Raw genomic sequence first — 15,759 nt, 5'->3', positions numbered from 1 at the left:
AAAAGGATAAAACTATGATGAGATCACTTTACACTGCGGCCACTGGCATGATAGCTCAGCAGACGCAGATAGACGTAACCTCACACAACATCGCAAACGTAAATACCTATGGATATAAGAAAAATAGGGCTGAATTTGCTGATCTTATGTATCAAGTTATGGAGTACGCAGGTACGGCTACAAGCCAGACTACCACAAGCCCAACAGGCATTGAAGTGGGTCTTGGCGTGCGTCCAACGGCGATAAATAAAATTTTCTCTCAGGGCTATTTTAAAGAGACTAGCAACAACCTAGATATGGTAATAGCGGGCAATGGATTTTTTCAGATTCAGTTGCCTGATGGCACGACAGCCTACACTAGAAATGGTGCTTTTAAACTTGACGCAAATGGTACTATTGTAAATAGCGATGGCTATCAGCTAATCCCTCAGATCACCGTGCCTGCGAATGCGACGCAAATTTCTATCGGCACAGATGGCACCGTATCAGTACTCCAAGCAGGTGAGAGAGAGATGGCTCAGATAGGTCAGATTGAGCTAGCAAATTTCATAAACCCAGCTGGCCTTCACTCAATGGGTGATAACAACTACCTGGAAACAAGTGCTAGCGGTAATGTTGTAGTAGGCGTGGCAGGACTTGACGGACTTGGTACGATCAGACAAGGATTTGTCGAGATGAGTAACGTCCAGCTGGTCGAAGAGATGACTGATCTTATCACTGGTCAGCGCGCATACGAGGCAAACTCAAAGGCGATAACCACGAGTGACTCGATGCTTGAAATAGTAAATGGGCTTAAAAGGTAGGTAGTATGAACGCGACTCTAGCTATCGTTGGACTTATACTGCTTTCTTTTACGCTTGAGGTATTTTACTTTTTAAATAAAACGCCAAAAGGCAAGGACTCGATAAAGCAAACGCATTAATTTGGGCGAAATTAAAATTTGGCACATCTCATCTAAAATTTCTGTTTTTAGGAGCAAGAATAAAAGTTACTGAGAAATTTTTAAGCTACTGCATGCTTCTTCCAAATCAAGCTCGCAGGCTTTTTTGTAGTAGTTTTTTGCTCTATTTTTATCTTGCGATATACCAGCATCTCCAGTTTCATAGATAAGTGCAAGAGTATAGCAAGCAAATGCACTTTTTAGTTCGCAAGCCTTATTATAAAGCCTAAGCCCTTCTTCTTTCTCTTGCGCTAGAGTGTCTTTTTGCAGATATATATTTCCTAAAAAGAGACAGCTATGTGGATTGCCTAGCTCGCAGGACTTGTTCGCCATAGCTGCCATTTTATCGCGCTCGTTTTTGTCAAGGTAGATATATATAAGATCGGTGCAGCTTTCTACGTTATTTAAAGCGCATTCACTTTCAAGCTTAGCGGTATCAAAATTTTTACCCCAAGAAAAAAGAATACAAAATAAAATTAAAATTATCTTTTTCATCTTTTGGCTCCATAAATTTCTATCATTTTATAAAATTTAACTCTATTTTTACTCTAAATTTTTCAAATTTTGCTAACATTTCGGCTTCTTACGAAGGTAAAAATTTGACATTTAAATATGTTTTTAAACTATCCATTCCTATCTTTATGGGCTATTTTCCGCTTGGTGTCGCATTTGGCATTTTGGCTAAAAGTATGGGTGTTAGCGCATTTATCGCTGTGGCGCTTAGTACGTTAGCATACGGCGGCGCAGCGCAGTTTATGATGCTCTCGCTCTTTAGCGTTGGCACGAGCTATGTTGAGGTTTTTATCGTGAGCTACCTTGTAAATTTGCGTCACACTTTTTATGGAATTTCACTTTTAAAAGAGTATAGTGGGATCAAATTTAGGCTTTTAAACATCGCTTTGCTAACAGATGAGACCTTTGCGATATTTAAAAATTTGGGACTAAAAGAGGTGAGTGATCGTAGCTTTGTCTTTACATGGCTAAATGTACTTTCGTGGTCATACTGGGCGGCTGGAACACTTCTTGGAGCACTTCTTGGTGACCTTATAAAAGCCGATACAAAAGGCCTTGAGTTTAGTTTGACCTCGCTTTTTATAGTAATCGTCATCGAGATGTTCAAAAATGACAAAAACTACCGCGTGCTCTTTGCAGCTGCCTTTTTTGGCGTGCTTGGAGTGAGCCTCTTTCCAGCTAAATTTGTGCTTGTTGGCTCAATGGCGCTTTGTTTTATATTTTTGCTTTTGTTCAAGGATAAAATTTGATAAGTGTAAGCTCAAGCGAGATGGTACTTTTTGTGGCGGTGCTTTTAAGTGCTCTAGCTACTTTTATAACGAGAGCAACGCCGTTTTATGTGTTAAGAAACTATAAGCCAAACCCTTATTTGGACGCCATCGAGAAGCATATGGGCATGATGATAATGGTCGTTTTGGTCTGCTACGGTCTAAAAGATACGAAATTTGGCGAGTTTCCATACGGCTTAAGCGAGATAGTGGCGGTTTTTACGGCTATTTTGGTGCATTTAAAGTTTAAAAACGCCCTTCTTAGCATAGTCGTTTCAACTGGAATTTATATGCTTTTGATAAGAATTTTTTAAATAAATATAAATTTTAAAAATTAATAAATTTTTTAAATATGTGACGTTATAATGCTCTAGCAAATTTTAATGCAAAGGAGCTAAAATGCGTTTAATCTTTAAGGCGGTGTTACTCATGATTTTAGGTGCTACTTTAGCGGTTGCAAAGCCAACCATCTACATACTAGCTACTGGTGGAACGATAGCAGGAAGCGGCTCAGGTTCGCTTGATTCAAGTTATACTTCTGGAACTGTTACGGTCGATAAACTAATCGCAGCCGTACCTGACATCAACAAGATCGCTACCATAAAAGGCGAGCAAATTTCAAATATCGGCTCACAGGATATGAACAATGAAGTTTGGCTAAAGCTTGCAAATAGAATCAACGAGCTTCTAAATAGCGGTAAAGCTGATGGTATCGTCGTTACTCACGGCACAGACACTATGGAAGAGACAGCTTACTTTCTAAATTTAGTCGTTAAAAGCGACAAACCAGTCGTGCTTGTAGGCGCGATGAGAAATAGCGGCTCACTAAGCGCAGACGGCCCGTTAAATTTATTTAACGCTGTAAACGTAGCTATTAGTAAAGATAGCGTAGGCAAGGGTGTTGTGGTTACTATGAATGATGAAATTCACGCGGCTCGTGAGGTAACAAAAACCAACACAACAGGCGTTGATACATTTAAATCACCAAACAGCGGTAAGATCGGCACAGTCTTTTATGGCAACGTAAAATACTATATGAATCCGATTAGAAAACACACAGCAAAATCAGCATTTGATCTAGAGGGTGTAAAAGAACTTCCAAGAGTTGATATCATCTACTCTCATACAAATGATAACCCTGACTTTGTAAACATAGCTGTTAAAAACGGCGCAAAAGGTATCGTTAGCGCTGGCCTTGGCAATGGCAACCCTTACTTTAGCGTACTTGACGCACTTGGTGAGGCTTCAAAAGCTGGCGTAGTGGTAGTTCGCGACTCACGTGTAGGAAGTGGCGAGACGACCATGAACGGCGAGGTGGACGACGCAAAATACGGCTTTTTAACAAGCGATAATCTAAACGCGCAAAAAGCTAGAGTGCTTTTGATGCTTGCACTTACAAAAACAAGCGACAAAGCCAAAATTCAAGAGTATTTCTTAACTCACTAAAAAAGAGGCGGCTTGGTCCGCCTTTTAAATTTAAGCTATAAATTTGATCGCGGGATCTGATTTATAGCTTAAATTTTTATATTTGTTAGCTAAATTTCAAGGCTTTTTATGGACTTCTTACTCTTTTTCGCCATGCTTGCTCCTATCTCGCTAATGCCGGGCATCAACATGACCTATGCGATGAGTATCGGTATGAGCTTTGGCTATAAGCACTCGCTTATTATGATGACCGGACAGCTTCTTTCGCTTGCTTTCGTGGCGTTTTGCTGTATGCTTGGCGTAGGCGCGGTACTTCATCATTTTGAGTACGCATTTAAGGCGCTAAACATCATCGCAGGGCTTTATATGCTCTATCTTGGCGCGATGCTTCTTTTTGGCAAGGGCGAGCTTAGCGTAACAAACGTCTCAAATTTACCAAGCAAAAAGCAGATGTTTATAAACGGACTCATCGTTTGCGTTACAAATCCAAAGGCATGGATATTTTTCTCGGCTTTGCTACCTACATTTTTAGACAAAGACGATCCCTTCAGTCTCGCTCGTATGTGCTTGATCGCGGCAACGCTCGTTTTCATCGAGTTTTGCTCGCTAAATATCTACGCGCTTGGCGGAGCTATGCTAAAGAAATTTTTACAAACGCACCTAAGGCTACTTGAAATTTGCACCGCCATTATCGTCTGTACGATCGGCGTACTTTTACTTTTTAGATAAATTTAGCCTCTTTTTATATAGCTTGGCTAAAATTTGCTCGGTTTGCGCTACATTTTTGGCAAAAGGAGAAAAAGATGAAAAAATTTCTATTTATACTTACAAATCAACCATACAACGGTACCGACAATGCTTACAACGCATTAAGGCTAGCTAAAACGCTAAAAGAAAAAGGCGAAGAGGTTAGAATTTTTCTAATGAACGATGCGGTCGACCTTGCGCGAAATAGCACCAAAAAGCCGGAAAACTACGACGTAGATCTAGTGGCGATGTTAAAAGAGCTTTACGCTAGCGGCGCTATGTTAAAGGTTTGCGGTAGCTGCCAAACGAGGTGCGGTTTGTATGCGGGAGAGCCTTATTTCGAGGCTGAGGTGAAAGGTAGCATGGATATCTTATCCGAGTGGGTTAGGCAGTGCGATCAAGCGATGACGTTTTAGAGTAGGCGAAAGAGAATTTATGAGCGTAACATTTAAGGTAAAAAACAAAAAGAAGCTTTTTGGCGGATATGAAAAGGCGCTAAGCGAGCGTGAAATTTCAGATTTTATAGAGGGATTTTGCTTTTTTAATAGCCAAAACGACGAGCCGAGCGAGCTTTCGCTAAACGAAAACGTGATGATCGCAGGCGTATGGCAAAAGAGCGCTCGCGGCTTTGAGCTAAGCTACGAAGACGGCAAATATATCGTGCGAGTCTGTACTCCAAGCGGCGTTGGAGACTGGCAGACGGCGATTTTGTTTCTTTCTAAAATTTCAGCCAAAACCGGCTCGAAAATAGAGCGCGACAATGAAGAAATTTACGATAGCGAGCAAATTTTAAAATTTGATTATGAAGCCGACATAATGTGGGGGCTCGAAGCTCTAAAGGATGCAAAAGAGAAAAATCAAACGCTTTATATCTCTGGCCTGGAGCGCGACGTGGCGTTTGACGCGGTTATGATAGATGAAATTTTTGCAAGCGCTAGCCCTGCGGCTAAATTTGATGAGATGATGAGGCGGGTGCAGTATCTTGACGCTTATAGCGCAAGAGAGAATTTATACGAAGATAAAGACGGCAACGAAATTTTTGGCGCGTATACGCTTAGCGAAAATTTACCGACCATCTTGCCTTACGCTCCCTCTCCGTCGTGGCAGGCGCAAGAAGTTCTAGGAGAGCGCAAGGTCTCGCGCTGGATACTTACGCTAGTAGTCGGCGTAGACGATAGGGACGCGCACGTGTTCGGCGAATGCGAATACAATGCCTTTATGGCAAATTTACCAAAAGAAAAATATCGCTTCATAGACGCCGCAAATATACTGGTTGAGCCGCTTAGCGAAGAAGAGATGAGAGAAATTTTAAAAAAGGCAAACGAAGCTTAAGTTAATAAACTGCCGAAATGAAAATTCGCCTCAGACTTGCTTAAAAATTTAAGTCGGTTTCAGGCGCGGATTTAAACTCGTAAAAGCTAGGATTTTATCGGTATTGCCGCCTTTTAGGCTAAATTAGGCGAAATTTAGCCTAAACTAATCTAGGATTTGCGTGATTTGAAAAAGGATAAAAATGAAAATTTTAAAGGTTATTTTTGCGGCGGTATCGGCCGTTTGCTATCTAAACTCGGCCGTTTTACCGCAAAGCGACTGGAGCAAAAGAGAGCTAAAAGGCGAGGTAAAAAGCATGACGGCTACGGAGTACGAATACTCTACGGACGGCTCCGGCACGCTAGAAAATACGCGCGTAAAGCGGACGGAGTTTAACGAAAACGGCTATATACTGCAAGAAACCGAACATATAAACGGCGTACCGAACGGCTCGGTTTTGTTTGAGTACGGCAAAGACGGGCTAGTGCGCAAAAAATATCAAGATAGCGCCGTTTATCTCTATGAATACGAATTTGACGGCGAAAATTTAGTCGCGACGGCCAAAGAGCAGCATGTGGAGGATAGATTTTACCCCCGCACGGAGAAAATTACCTACGGCAAGGACGGCAAAATGATCGCTCGGGCGACGTATTCGGGCGGGACGCTAGTAACGGACGATAGCTACGTCTACGACGAAAGTGGCGTTTTAACGCGGATAGAAAATAATATGGAGCCGCGCAACGGCATAGAGATAAGCTTCGAGCGCAAGCCAAACGGCGAATACGAAAAAATCACGCAAGCCCCAAACTCAAAATGGGTTTATTACTACGCTGTAAACGGCGACGAGATGGAGTATACGTCGGTAAATTACTTCGGCTCCGAGGCAAAAATCTGGCAAATATTGCAGTTTAAGGATATAAGCAGGGACGAGCGTGGAAATTTGACGCGTAAAACCTCGGTCAAATTTAAGCCCGCGGACAAATACTACGAAAATGGCGACATAACGGAAATCGGCCTATATAAAAAGCTAGAAATTAGCTACGAATACTACTAAAGTGAATTTTTGAGCTAAGGCTATTTTTCCGAAAAAATTTCGCCGTTTATTATAGATTTAACCGTTAAAAACCCGACTATCAAAATCGAAGCGACTAGAGCCGTAAAAGCGCCGACGCCTAAAACTAAATAAAAATCGCTTTGCGTAATTTCGTAAGCTTTTAAAAACGCTATGGAGCTAGCGGCCGTCGGGAAAGTAAAAGCCCACCACGATAGGGCGAATTTGAGTTTAATAAATCTTTTATACGAAAAAAGTATAAGCGCGGCGAAAAATACGTTTATATTAAGAAGTATCGCCGCAAAAGCGTCGAATTGCTCGGTTAATTTTACGTATCCTAAAAACGCCATAGCCGGCGGCGCTAGCGTAATAACTAGCGTTGGGACGAATTTATCGGCTAACTTATCGAAAAAGACTAATCTGTAAAATATAACGGCAAATAAAATAATCCAGAAAAATAGCCCCAAACTAAAATAATACCAGATCGCCTGAGATTTTTCGGCTATGATCGGAATTAGCAAGTTGCCCACTACGGGGATAAACCATGCCGGATTTAGCGTCGCGATATCGAATTTTTCGTCGATCCAAAAAGAAATTACGTAAAGCGTAAAAATCGTCTGCAAGCCTAAAGCCGCGTAAAAAAGCGAGTAGTATAGTCGCGGTGCGTCTTTGTAGGCCAGAGCTAAAAGAAAAAGCGAGATGATAAATCCGCCGAAAAAATTTATCCTTATAGGGTGCGAAAATTCGGCCTTTACTTCTTCTTTAAATTTTAAAAGCTTAAAGAGGTAAAATGCCGAAAGTAGGCAAAATACCGTGCAGTCTAGCGCTCTAAGCGCCGAGAATATCTCGCTGGGTAAATCAAATATCTCGCTTAATTTCTTATAAGCCGCGCAAAGCCCGCCAAGCCCCATAGTACCGGCGAAAAGCATAATCGGCAGCGATTTTATTTTGCTTTGCGAGTCGTTTTGCTTAATATCGTGCATTGTTTTTCTTTTCGTATTAAATTTTTATGCAATATTACCTATAATAAGGTTAAATTTTTGTAACGAAGTCACGAAAGGGCAAAATGCTAAGCGAAGAGTTAAAAGAAATTTTGCGCGAAAGGTTTACGAATAATTTCGATCTAGCAAGCGAGGATCTAAATGCGATCTTTGCTAACGCGTATCTAAAAACCGTAAAGAAGGGCGATATATTTTATTCCGGAAACGATTGCTTCGGATTTATCCTTATACTAAAAGGCGTTTTAAGGGCGTTCGTGTCGTCTAGCGCAAAGGAAATAACGATATTTAGGCTAACTAAAGACGAGAGTTGCGTGCTGTGCGATACGTGTTCTATAAATTCGCTAGAAAATAAGGTAAGCGTCGAAATCGAGCAAGACAGCGAGATTATCGTTATTCCGGCGCGAATTTACAAACCTCTTAAAGAAAAATATCCGAGCATTTTAAATTTTACTCTAAAAATCGTAGCCGATCGGTTTGCCAGAACGATAAACGTTATGGAACAGGCTTTGTTTTTGCCGCTTTCGGCGCGGATTATGAATTTTTTATCCCAAAGCATCGAAAACCTAAACGAAAATTTTATAAAAATAACTCACGAAGAGCTGGCGAATCATCTAGGAAGCGCTAGAGAAGCGGTATCTAGGGTGCTAAAAGAGCTTGAGAGAAGCGGGCAAATAACGCAAAGCCGCGGCGAAATAAGGCTTGTTTCTTAAAATTCTCGTTTTAAGGTAACTTTGTTACGGAGAGAGCGGCCTTTTTTGGGTAGCATTTCATAAACTCGTTTAAAAGGAGAATTTATGAAAGGACTGCAAAGAAGAGACGCTTTAAAGCTAATGGGGGCCGCGGGACTAGCCGCGAGTATGAGCGGTTGCTCGGTAACGGGTGGCGAAAACGACGATATAAATTCTAAAATCGTCATAATGGGCGCGGGACTTAGCGGTATCGCGTTGGCGGCTAAACTTAGAAGAGATATGCCTAACGCCAAGGTAATTCTCGTGGATAAAGACGAGAAATTTTACTACCAGCCGGGCTTTACGCTAATCGCCGTCGGAATTTACGAAGCTAGCGACGTCGTTTACGAAAAAGCGGATTATATCCCGCAAGGAACCGAGTGGATACGCAAAAACGTATCGGAAATAAAGCCCGAAGCTAATCTGCTCGTCTTAGACGACGGGAGCGAGCTGGGGTATGATTATCTAATCGTAGCAAGCGGCGTGGAATACGACTTTGAAGCCGTTAAGGGGCTAAGCTTAGAGGATATTAACGATACGAGCGGCAATATATCCTCCGTCTACACTCTACAAGGCGCCGTAAAGAGCAACGAGCTGATGAAAAAATTCTCTCAAAACGGCGGCGCGGCTGTATTTTGCGATCAAAAAACCCCGATGAAATGCAGCGGCGCTAATAAAAAAGTAACATGCATGAGCGAAGATAGGCTGAGGTTGGCCGGTAACCGCGATAAAGGCAGCGTTAATCTTTACGTCGGCGGCGGCAAACTTTTCGGCGATCCGACTTATGCCGCGGCTATGACTCAAATAATGATAAAAAGAAAGATAAAATTTAATCTTCGCCACCAAATCGTAGCCGTCGATAAAAGCTCAAATACCGCTACTTTCGAGTTTTGGACGGCGTATAGGCAAAACGGCGAAGATAAAATCGCGTCCGAGCTAATCGACGTAAAATACGACTGGCTTCACTTGCCGCCTAAGCAAAAAGGAAGCGAAATTTTAGCTCGCGCCGGCCTAACCAAAGAGGGCGACAAGCTAAATTTTTTAGCCGTCGATAAATACAGCCTGCAAAGTACAAAATTTAAAAATATATTCGGTATCGGCGATATTTGCGGATTTGCGGCCGGCAAAACGGGGGCTAGCGTTAGGAAAATGTATCCGATCTTAGCTAAAAATTTAGCCGATACGATAAAAGGACGAGAACCTAGCGAGAAATTTACCGGATATACGGCTTGCCCTTTTATCACCAAATACGGCAAGGCCATAATGGTAGAGTTCGACTGGGAGGGAACGGCTCCGACGCTAGAGTGCTTCGGCGCTACCAGAGAGAGCTACATGAGTTGGCTGGTTAAAATTTACGGATTTAAACCTATGGTTATGAACGGAATGCTAAAAGCTTTAGCTTAAAGGAGATAAAATGAGCGTTTTAGATAAAACTATACGTTTGATTATAGCGGCGATTTGGTTTTTTATTTTCGGATTTATTTGCGACTGCTGGTTGTGGACGGTCGGGCTAATTCCGCTTTTAACGGGATATTACGGCTACTGCCCGCTTTATAAAATTTTTAAGAAAAGGTAAAAATATGGTAAGCGTGAAAAGTAGAATTATTAGGGTCGTACTAGGGCTAGTTTTTATGGCGGTAGTTTGGTATTTTTACGAGAGCTACTGGGCGTTAATCGGGTTAATCCCGATTATCGTCGGCGTTACGGGTTTTTGTCCTGCGTGTAAATTCTTAGGCAGGTGTTCTTTAAATTTAAAAAAATAAAAGGGGCGTTTAGCGCCCTTTGCCTTGCCCTTTAGCCGTTTAGGCCGCAAATTTTATTCGCCGTTTGATGAATTATTTAGCTACTTTTGGCTAAAATCTCGAAAATTTAAAAAAGGCGAAACGATGAATAAAGTTTGGAAATTCGGCGACAATATCGATACCGATATAATTATCGCCGCCAGATACTTAAATACTTCCGACGAAAATATCTTAGCAAAACATATAATGGAGGACGCCGATCCTAATTTTAGCTCCAAGATAGATAAGGGCGACATTATCGTAGCGGGCGAAAATTTCGGCTGCGGTAGCTCTCGCGAGCACGCTCCTATCGCGCTTAAAGCTGCCGGTATAGGCGCGGTGATAGCTAAAAGCTATGCGAGAATTTTTTATAGAAATAGCTTTAATACGGGGCTTTTGATACTCGAGATCAAAGAAACGGACGAGATAAACGAGGGCGATGAGCTAAAAATAGACGTAGATAACGGCGCGGTCGCAAATCTAACCAGCGGCAAAGAGTATAAATTTAGCCCTATACCGCCGTTTATGCAAGAGCTTCTAAACGCCGGCGGACTTATAGAATACGCAAAAGTAAAGTTGGATTAAATAATGAGAGAATATAAAATTTGTGTTATAAAAGGCGATGGCATCGGCCCTGAGATCATAGATGAGGCGATAAAAATTTTAGATGTTGTTAGCGCTGAGTTTGGGATAAAATTTGAGTACGACTATAAGCTTATGGGTGGTGCAGCTTATGATGTATTTGGCGTGCCTTTGCCAGATGAAACGCTTAGTTCTGCTCTAAGCTCTGATGCTGTGCTTTTTGGAGCGATCGGCGGCGAGAAGTGGGATAGTTTGCCAAGACATCTAAGGCCAGAGAGCGGGCTTTTAAAGATTAGAAAAGAGCTTGAAGCTTATGCAAATTTACGCCCAGCCATTGTTTTTGATGAGCTAGTGGATGCTAGCACGCTAAAACCAGAGGTTTTAAGAGGCGTTGATTTTGTCGTGGTTCGTGAACTAACGGGCGGGCTTTATTTTGGACAGCCACGTGAAAAAGGCGAAGATAGAGCGTTTAATACGATGGTTTATTCTAAATTTGAGATCGAGCGTATAGCAAAGATCGCCTTTGAGACGGCTATGCTTCGCAAGAAAAAGGTCTGCATGGTCGATAAGGCAAATGTGCTTGAGACAAGCCAGTTTTGGCGCGAGGTGACTAGCGAGGTGGCTAAAAATTACCCTGAAGTAGAGCTTAGCTTTATGTATGTGGATAATGCGGCGATGCAGCTAGTAAGAGCGCCAGCAAATTTTGACGTCATACTTACTGAAAATTTATTCGGCGACATCTTAAGTGATGAGGCTAGCATGGTCTGTGGCTCGATAGGACTTTTGCCAAGCGCTAGTATGGGTGGCAAAGTGGGAATTTATGAGCCAATACACGGCTCAGCTCCAGACATCGCAGGGCAGGGCATAGCAAATCCAATCGCAACGATTTTAAGTGCAGCTATGATGCTAAGATACGCATTTAGTGAAAATGAAGCCGCAGATGCGATAGAAAATGCTGTGAAAGAGGCACTAGCAAAAGGCTATAGAACAAAAGATATCGCTGCTTTTAACGCGGTTGAAATTTGCTCAACTAGCGAGATAGGCGATGTTATCGCAGGATTTATCAAAAAATGAAAAACACAATCACTGAAGCACTGATCTACGAAGCTCAGGGGCTAAAAGATGACGCACTTGAAATTTATAAAAATATCTTAAAGCAAGATCCGTCAAACAAAGACGCCCTTAGCGCGATAAATCGCCTGAGCGGACTTCGCAAAGAGCGAGCGATAAAAAACGAGCAGATGAAAGAGTTTTTTATAGCGATGAAAAGTGATGAAGAGATAAATGAATTTAAAAGGTGGTTGATAAGATTATGAAGCTTGATGATATCGCTAGAATGGCAATCAGTGAGGTTAGCGCTGAGCTTGAGAAAATAGAAGCATTGCAAAGTAAAAAGCAAGAAGAGCTTGAGCGTGAGAATCTAAAAAAAGAGCTTTTGGCCATAGAGAATAATGAAAATGCGCTAAATAACGAGCTAAAAGTTGAGGCAAATTTACAAAATGAGCAAGCATTTGAGGTAAAAGAGGAACCAGTAAGTCCAATAAAAAATAGAGAGGTGAGCGAAGAGAAAATTTTCTTAGCAAACCTTGCTGAACGCATAGAAGTGCTTTTTGAAGGGCTTAAACAAACTAGTGAACAAAATCTTGCTTCAAGGCTTGAGCTAACGACAAAATTTTTAGAATTTACCCTTGCAAACATCGAAAATAGACTCCAAAATCTCTCAAAATAAGCCATTAGATGGCTCAAAAAATGAGATAAAAATCAAAAATGAAATTTATAAAAATAGCGAGCTAGACTTTTTTAGATCGCTATTTGCCCCATTTACTTCACGTGTCTATCTCGTAGGTGGCTGCGTGAGAGATGCATTCTTGGGGCGAGAAATTTATGATTATGACATCGAAGTTTATGACATTGAGCCTACTAAATTTAATGAGCTAATGGCTAGCATTGGAGCGAGTGGCGTTGGCAAAAGCTACTTCATCTATAAATACAAAAACTACGATATTGGGCTTCCAAGAAGCGAGAGCAAAACTGGAGATTCACACAAAGACTTTGCAGTAAGCTATATTAACGATCCAAAAACGGCGAGTCTTAGGCGAGATTTTACTATAAATGCCATGATGATGAATATCTTTAATGGAGAAATTTTAGACTTTTACGGCGGGAAGCAAGATTTGGCAAACAAGACATTAAGGCACATTGATAGTGAAAAATTTAAAGAAGATCCGCTAAGGATACTTCGTGGCGTGCAGTTTAGCGCTAGGCTTAATTTTAACATAACTGATGATACGCTAGCTCTTATGAAAAGCCTTAGTTTAGAGTTTTTAAGCAGAGATAGGATAAATACTGAGCTTATTAAATTTTTTCGCGCGAAGCATCTAGAAAAAGGAGCTTACTATCTTTTTGAGCTTAGGCTTTTTAAAGAAATTTTTGGCGTGCAAATTTATAAAGATGATGAGTTTTTAACTGAGCTTAAAAGTGTCAGAAAATTTATAAATGATGAGAGGCTATTTTTGTATCTTTTGTTTGGCAAATTTGAGCTTGACGCAAAAGAAATTTTAGAGAAAATGCGTCTGCCAAAGAGCTACTTTTCTATCTTAAAGCAGCCTTATTTTAAGGACATGCCAATCGATAAAGAGCTAATGCAAATAGCTCTAAATATGCCCATAAAATCATGGCTTGGAGCTTATAATAAAGAGCGGATAGAGCGTGCCAAGAAGCTTGGAATTTATGAGGCAAAATTTGATGCGAAGGTTGATGTGGCAGAAATTTTATCAGCTGGTTTTAAAAACGAAGAGATCGCAAAAGAGATAAAACGTAGGCAAGAGCTTGAAATTTCAAAATATCTAAGCGAGCGTAAGCCTAGAAAAGATTAGTCTTTAAAACTCTTAAAAGCCCATTTTGGCTAAAATAGGCTAGTTTATAACACTTTTTAAGGCAAAGAAAGCTTATGTTTAACATAGTCTTAGTTCATCCTCAGATACCGCAAAATACTGGAGCTATCGGTAGAATGTGCGTTAATGCAAATTTAAAGCTACATATCGTTAAGCCCACTGTGTTTGATCTGAGTGAAAAGGCTGTTAGACGAGCAGGGCTTGACTACTGGAAAATTTTAAATCCAAAAATTTGGGATAGTTTGGAAGAATTTTTAGAAGCAAACTTAAGCCACAAGGATAGATTTTTCTTCGCTACCACAAAGACAAATAGGCTTTACTACGAGGCTAGGTTTAAGCCAGGAGATTTTATATTTTTTGGTGGCGAGAGTACTGGGTTGCCAAGAGAATTTATGGATATAAATTTTAAAAACGCCATAACCATACCAATGGGAAAAGAGGGCAGAAGCTTAAATTTAGCTATGAGTGCTGGCATTATCGCGTATGAGGCGATCAGGCAAAATATCACTGAATTTGACTTTAGGAGTGAGATTTGAGAGTAGTTTTTGCTTTGGTTTTTACTATTTTAGTGGCATTTGCGAGTGAAATTAGCATCGCAACTTATAATGTGCAAAATTTATTTGATTGCAAAGATGATGGTAGCGAGTATCTTGATTTTAAAGTAGGCGTATCAAAGTGGGACTGCGAGGCGGCTGATTCAAAACTACAAAGAACAAGACAAGTCATAAATGCACTAAATACCGACATTATAGCACTTCAAGAGATCGAAAATGAACAGGTTTTAAAAGCTCTAGTAAGTGATAGCGAGTATAAATTTATAAGCTTTACAAAGGAGAAAAACTCGCCTGTTGGGCTTGGGCTTATTTCAAAGTTACAGCCAAGCGGCAGTGAAATTTTTAAAGTTCCAAACGTAAAGACGAGAAATATTTTAAAGGTTATTTTTGAGACGAAAGGTAAGAAATTTAGCATATTTGTAAATCACTTTCCAACTTATAAAAATGGTATAAATATGCAAAAAAAGGCTGAAAAAACGTTAAGAACAGCTCTGGGTAAAGAGAAAAACGCGATTATTTTGGGTGATTTTAACTCACCCTTCGGACAAAAATCCATCCTAAATGACATCATTGCAACGAGAAATTTTTATGATCTTTATAAAGAGCTTGAGCCAAAAGATAGATATTCTCACGCAGTGCATGGCAAAAAAAGAGCGATCGATCATGTTTTGCTTTCGCCTAGTTTTATGGAAAATGGTGATCTAAGCTATGTTGGTGGTAGTTTTGAAGTCTTTAAACCAAGCTTTGCAGTCGATGAAAAAGGCTTTGCAAAGAGCGACTTTTACTCAGATCACTTTGCGTTAAAATTTAAAATTTCAACTGATCCAAGCCCAGTAAAAAAGAGCTTTGTAAGTAAAATTTTTAAAAAAGATAAAAACAAAGCCAATAAAAAAATAATTGAACAAAACTATAAGACGGCCGATGTGGATACGCTTTTTGATCACCCAGGGGCAGTGCCAGCAGTGATTGAAAAAGCGGTTGTTATCTTAAAAGATAAGCATGGCTTTATTATCTCGAAAAATCACCGCGGAATTTATGTTTATGATCCTAAAAATAGTGTTACTGTAGGCGAAGAGCTAGATATTTTAGTAAGGCGAATGAAAATTTATAAAGATGCGCTTGAGGTTAGCTCTTATGAGATCATAAATGAGCATGGTACAAAAGATATTAGCGAAAATTTACTAGATGCATCGCAATTAAGCGAAGCTAGAAGTGGCGATGTTTTTGCTAAAATTTCGGGCAGACTAGAGAGAGGCTACCTGCATACACCATACGGTAAGATCAGAGTTTATAGTAAGAAAAAGCTAAAAGATGGCGAGTATAGTTTTGAAAACGCGAGAGTTAAAATTTACAAGAGAGAAAACCAAATCGTTGTGGAGTAGAGAGTGCAAATTTTAGATATTTTTATGATTACGGCGTTTGTTTTATTTCTTATTTTTATGATAAGAGGCGTCATTTTGCAGTC

General features: G+C 40.5%; 21 protein-coding genes. 19 read left to right on the top strand and 2 right to left on the bottom strand.

The features are described 5' to 3' along the window. Positions 1-14 precede the first annotated feature (14 nt). A complete protein-coding gene (flgG, locus tag F3G66_RS00375) occupies positions 15-803 on the top strand; it encodes a flagellar basal-body rod protein FlgG (RefSeq protein WP_021091447.1) in 789 nt (262 codons plus the stop codon). 185 nt (positions 804-988) lie between these two features. Here the strand turns inward: flgG and F3G66_RS00365 are convergent, their stop codons facing one another. Next, a complete protein-coding gene (locus F3G66_RS00365) occupies positions 989-1,435 on the bottom strand; it encodes a tetratricopeptide repeat protein (protein ID WP_149706772.1) in 447 nt (148 codons plus the stop codon). Between the two features lie 104 nt (positions 1,436-1,539). Between F3G66_RS00365 and F3G66_RS00360 the strand changes: the two genes are divergently transcribed. The 7 genes from F3G66_RS00360 to F3G66_RS00330 all read left to right on the top strand — a co-directional run bounded on the left by F3G66_RS00360 (position 1,540) and on the right by F3G66_RS00330 (position 6,757). Continuing rightward, positions 1,540-2,202, top strand: coding sequence for an AzlC family ABC transporter permease (locus F3G66_RS00360; RefSeq protein WP_149706771.1), 663 nt, complete (start codon positions 1,540-1,542; stop codon positions 2,200-2,202). Further along, positions 2,199-2,534, top strand: a complete 336-nt coding sequence (locus F3G66_RS00355; protein ID WP_149706770.1) for a branched-chain amino acid transporter permease — start codon at positions 2,199-2,201, stop codon at positions 2,532-2,534. The genes F3G66_RS00360 and F3G66_RS00355 overlap by 4 nt, the downstream gene beginning before the upstream one ends. Positions 2,535-2,619: 85 nt before the next feature. Continuing rightward, positions 2,620-3,666 carry a type II asparaginase gene (locus F3G66_RS00350; protein ID WP_149706769.1) on the top strand — a complete coding sequence of 349 codons (1,047 nt, stop codon included), beginning with the start codon at positions 2,620-2,622 and terminating at the stop codon, positions 3,664-3,666. Positions 3,667-3,774: 108 nt separating this feature from the next. Continuing rightward, the gene (locus tag F3G66_RS00345) at positions 3,775-4,374 is read left to right on the top strand and encodes a LysE family translocator (protein ID WP_149706768.1); all 600 of its coding nucleotides are present in this window, start codon (positions 3,775-3,777) and stop codon (positions 4,372-4,374) included. Positions 4,375-4,448: 74 nt separating this feature from the next. Next, positions 4,449-4,808: a DsrE/DsrF/TusD sulfur relay family protein gene (locus F3G66_RS00340; RefSeq protein WP_149706767.1), complete on the top strand. Its 360-nt coding sequence runs from the start codon at positions 4,449-4,451 to the stop codon at positions 4,806-4,808. Positions 4,809-4,827: 19 nt separating this feature from the next. After that, entirely contained in the window at positions 4,828-5,724 is an 897-nt protein-coding gene (locus tag F3G66_RS00335; protein ID WP_149706766.1) for a DUF4299 family protein, read from the top strand. A gap of 181 nt (positions 5,725-5,905) precedes the next feature. Further along, positions 5,906-6,757, top strand: a complete 852-nt coding sequence (locus tag F3G66_RS00330; protein WP_149706765.1) for a hypothetical protein — start codon at positions 5,906-5,908, stop codon at positions 6,755-6,757. A 20-nt stretch (positions 6,758-6,777) separates the two neighbouring features. Here F3G66_RS00330 and F3G66_RS00325 read toward each other — a convergent pair whose 3' ends face one another. Beyond that, a complete protein-coding gene (locus F3G66_RS00325; protein ID WP_149706764.1) occupies positions 6,778-7,737 on the bottom strand; it encodes an SLAC1 anion channel family protein in 960 nt (319 codons plus the stop codon). Positions 7,738-7,820: 83 nt separating this feature from the next. Between F3G66_RS00325 and F3G66_RS00320 the strand changes: the two genes are divergently transcribed. The 11 genes from F3G66_RS00320 (at position 7,821) to F3G66_RS00270 (ending at position 15,676) form a co-directional block, all read left to right on the top strand. Continuing rightward, complete coding sequence (locus tag F3G66_RS00320; RefSeq protein ID WP_087580643.1) at positions 7,821-8,465, top strand: Crp/Fnr family transcriptional regulator; 645 nt, start codon at positions 7,821-7,823, stop codon at positions 8,463-8,465. Between the two features lie 84 nt (positions 8,466-8,549). Beyond that, the gene (locus tag F3G66_RS00315; protein WP_103600157.1) at positions 8,550-9,887 is read left to right on the top strand and encodes an NAD(P)/FAD-dependent oxidoreductase; all 1,338 of its coding nucleotides are present in this window, start codon (positions 8,550-8,552) and stop codon (positions 9,885-9,887) included. Between the two features lie 10 nt (positions 9,888-9,897). Next, positions 9,898-10,059, top strand: coding sequence for a YgaP family membrane protein (locus tag F3G66_RS00310; protein WP_021091464.1), 162 nt, complete (start codon positions 9,898-9,900; stop codon positions 10,057-10,059). A gap of 4 nt (positions 10,060-10,063) precedes the next feature. Further along, positions 10,064-10,246 (top strand): YgaP family membrane protein, encoded by a 183-nt coding sequence (locus tag F3G66_RS00305; RefSeq protein ID WP_149706763.1) that lies wholly within the window; start codon positions 10,064-10,066, stop codon positions 10,244-10,246. Between the two features lie 123 nt (positions 10,247-10,369). Next, positions 10,370-10,849: a 3-isopropylmalate dehydratase small subunit gene (locus tag F3G66_RS00300; RefSeq protein WP_087580646.1), complete on the top strand. Its 480-nt coding sequence runs from the start codon at positions 10,370-10,372 to the stop codon at positions 10,847-10,849. Positions 10,850-10,852: 3 nt separating this feature from the next. Then, positions 10,853-11,920 carry a 3-isopropylmalate dehydrogenase gene (leuB, locus tag F3G66_RS00295; RefSeq protein ID WP_149706762.1) on the top strand — a complete coding sequence of 356 codons (1,068 nt, stop codon included), beginning with the start codon at positions 10,853-10,855 and terminating at the stop codon, positions 11,918-11,920. Then, entirely contained in the window at positions 11,917-12,162 is a 246-nt protein-coding gene (locus F3G66_RS00290; protein WP_021091490.1) for a hypothetical protein, read from the top strand. The genes leuB and F3G66_RS00290 overlap by 4 nt, the downstream gene beginning before the upstream one ends. Continuing rightward, positions 12,159-12,575 (top strand): CiaD-like domain-containing protein, encoded by a 417-nt coding sequence (locus F3G66_RS00285; protein ID WP_103623912.1) that lies wholly within the window; start codon positions 12,159-12,161, stop codon positions 12,573-12,575. The genes F3G66_RS00290 and F3G66_RS00285 overlap by 4 nt, the downstream gene beginning before the upstream one ends. After that, a complete protein-coding gene (locus F3G66_RS00280) occupies positions 12,535-13,722 on the top strand; it encodes a tRNA nucleotidyltransferase/poly(A) polymerase family protein (RefSeq protein WP_149706761.1) in 1,188 nt (395 codons plus the stop codon). Before F3G66_RS00285 ends, F3G66_RS00280 begins: the two co-directional genes overlap by 41 nt. A 74-nt stretch (positions 13,723-13,796) precedes the next feature. Then, positions 13,797-14,276: a tRNA (cytidine(34)-2'-O)-methyltransferase gene (locus F3G66_RS00275; RefSeq protein ID WP_072594657.1), complete on the top strand. Its 480-nt coding sequence runs from the start codon at positions 13,797-13,799 to the stop codon at positions 14,274-14,276. Further along, positions 14,273-15,676, top strand: a complete 1,404-nt coding sequence (locus F3G66_RS00270) for an endonuclease/exonuclease/phosphatase family protein (RefSeq protein ID WP_149706760.1) — start codon at positions 14,273-14,275, stop codon at positions 15,674-15,676. Before F3G66_RS00275 ends, F3G66_RS00270 begins: the two co-directional genes overlap by 4 nt. Positions 15,677-15,759 lie beyond the last annotated feature (83 nt).

Source organism: Campylobacter concisus, assembly GCF_902460665.1.
GTDB classification, from domain to species: domain Bacteria; phylum Campylobacterota; class Campylobacteria; order Campylobacterales; family Campylobacteraceae; genus Campylobacter_A; species Campylobacter_A concisus_AL.
The sequence above is the reverse complement of the archived record's forward strand: the minus strand, read 5'-3'. Positions and strand labels throughout refer to the sequence as shown.

Bases quoted from the DNA above. Each gene is read 5' to 3' on its own strand.
- F3G66_RS00335 (WP_149706766.1), top strand. From the start codon at position 4,828: ATGAGCGTAACATTTAAGGTAAAAAACAAAAAGAAGCTTTTTGGCGGA.
- flgG (WP_021091447.1), top strand. From the start codon at position 15: ATGATGAGATCACTTTACACTGCGGCCACTGGCATGATAGCTCAGCAG.
- F3G66_RS00275 (WP_072594657.1), top strand. From the start codon at position 13,797: ATGTTTAACATAGTCTTAGTTCATCCTCAGATACCGCAAAATACTGGA.
- F3G66_RS00320 (WP_087580643.1), top strand. From the start codon at position 7,821: ATGCTAAGCGAAGAGTTAAAAGAAATTTTGCGCGAAAGGTTTACGAAT.
- F3G66_RS00300 (WP_087580646.1), top strand. From the start codon at position 10,370: ATGAATAAAGTTTGGAAATTCGGCGACAATATCGATACCGATATAATT.
- F3G66_RS00345 (WP_149706768.1), top strand. From the start codon at position 3,775: ATGGACTTCTTACTCTTTTTCGCCATGCTTGCTCCTATCTCGCTAATG.
- F3G66_RS00350 (WP_149706769.1), top strand. From the start codon at position 2,620: ATGCGTTTAATCTTTAAGGCGGTGTTACTCATGATTTTAGGTGCTACT.
- leuB (WP_149706762.1), top strand. From the start codon at position 10,853: ATGAGAGAATATAAAATTTGTGTTATAAAAGGCGATGGCATCGGCCCT.
- F3G66_RS00310 (WP_021091464.1), top strand. From the start codon at position 9,898: ATGAGCGTTTTAGATAAAACTATACGTTTGATTATAGCGGCGATTTGG.
- F3G66_RS00290 (WP_021091490.1), top strand. From the start codon at position 11,917: ATGAAAAACACAATCACTGAAGCACTGATCTACGAAGCTCAGGGGCTA.
- F3G66_RS00325 (WP_149706764.1), bottom strand. From the start codon at position 7,737: ATGCACGATATTAAGCAAAACGACTCGCAAAGCAAAATAAAATCGCTG.
- F3G66_RS00315 (WP_103600157.1), top strand. From the start codon at position 8,550: ATGAAAGGACTGCAAAGAAGAGACGCTTTAAAGCTAATGGGGGCCGCG.
- F3G66_RS00285 (WP_103623912.1), top strand. From the start codon at position 12,159: ATGAAGCTTGATGATATCGCTAGAATGGCAATCAGTGAGGTTAGCGCT.
- F3G66_RS00330 (WP_149706765.1), top strand. From the start codon at position 5,906: ATGAAAATTTTAAAGGTTATTTTTGCGGCGGTATCGGCCGTTTGCTAT.
- F3G66_RS00305 (WP_149706763.1), top strand. From the start codon at position 10,064: ATGGTAAGCGTGAAAAGTAGAATTATTAGGGTCGTACTAGGGCTAGTT.
- F3G66_RS00340 (WP_149706767.1), top strand. From the start codon at position 4,449: ATGAAAAAATTTCTATTTATACTTACAAATCAACCATACAACGGTACC.
- F3G66_RS00365 (WP_149706772.1), bottom strand. From the start codon at position 1,435: ATGAAAAAGATAATTTTAATTTTATTTTGTATTCTTTTTTCTTGGGGT.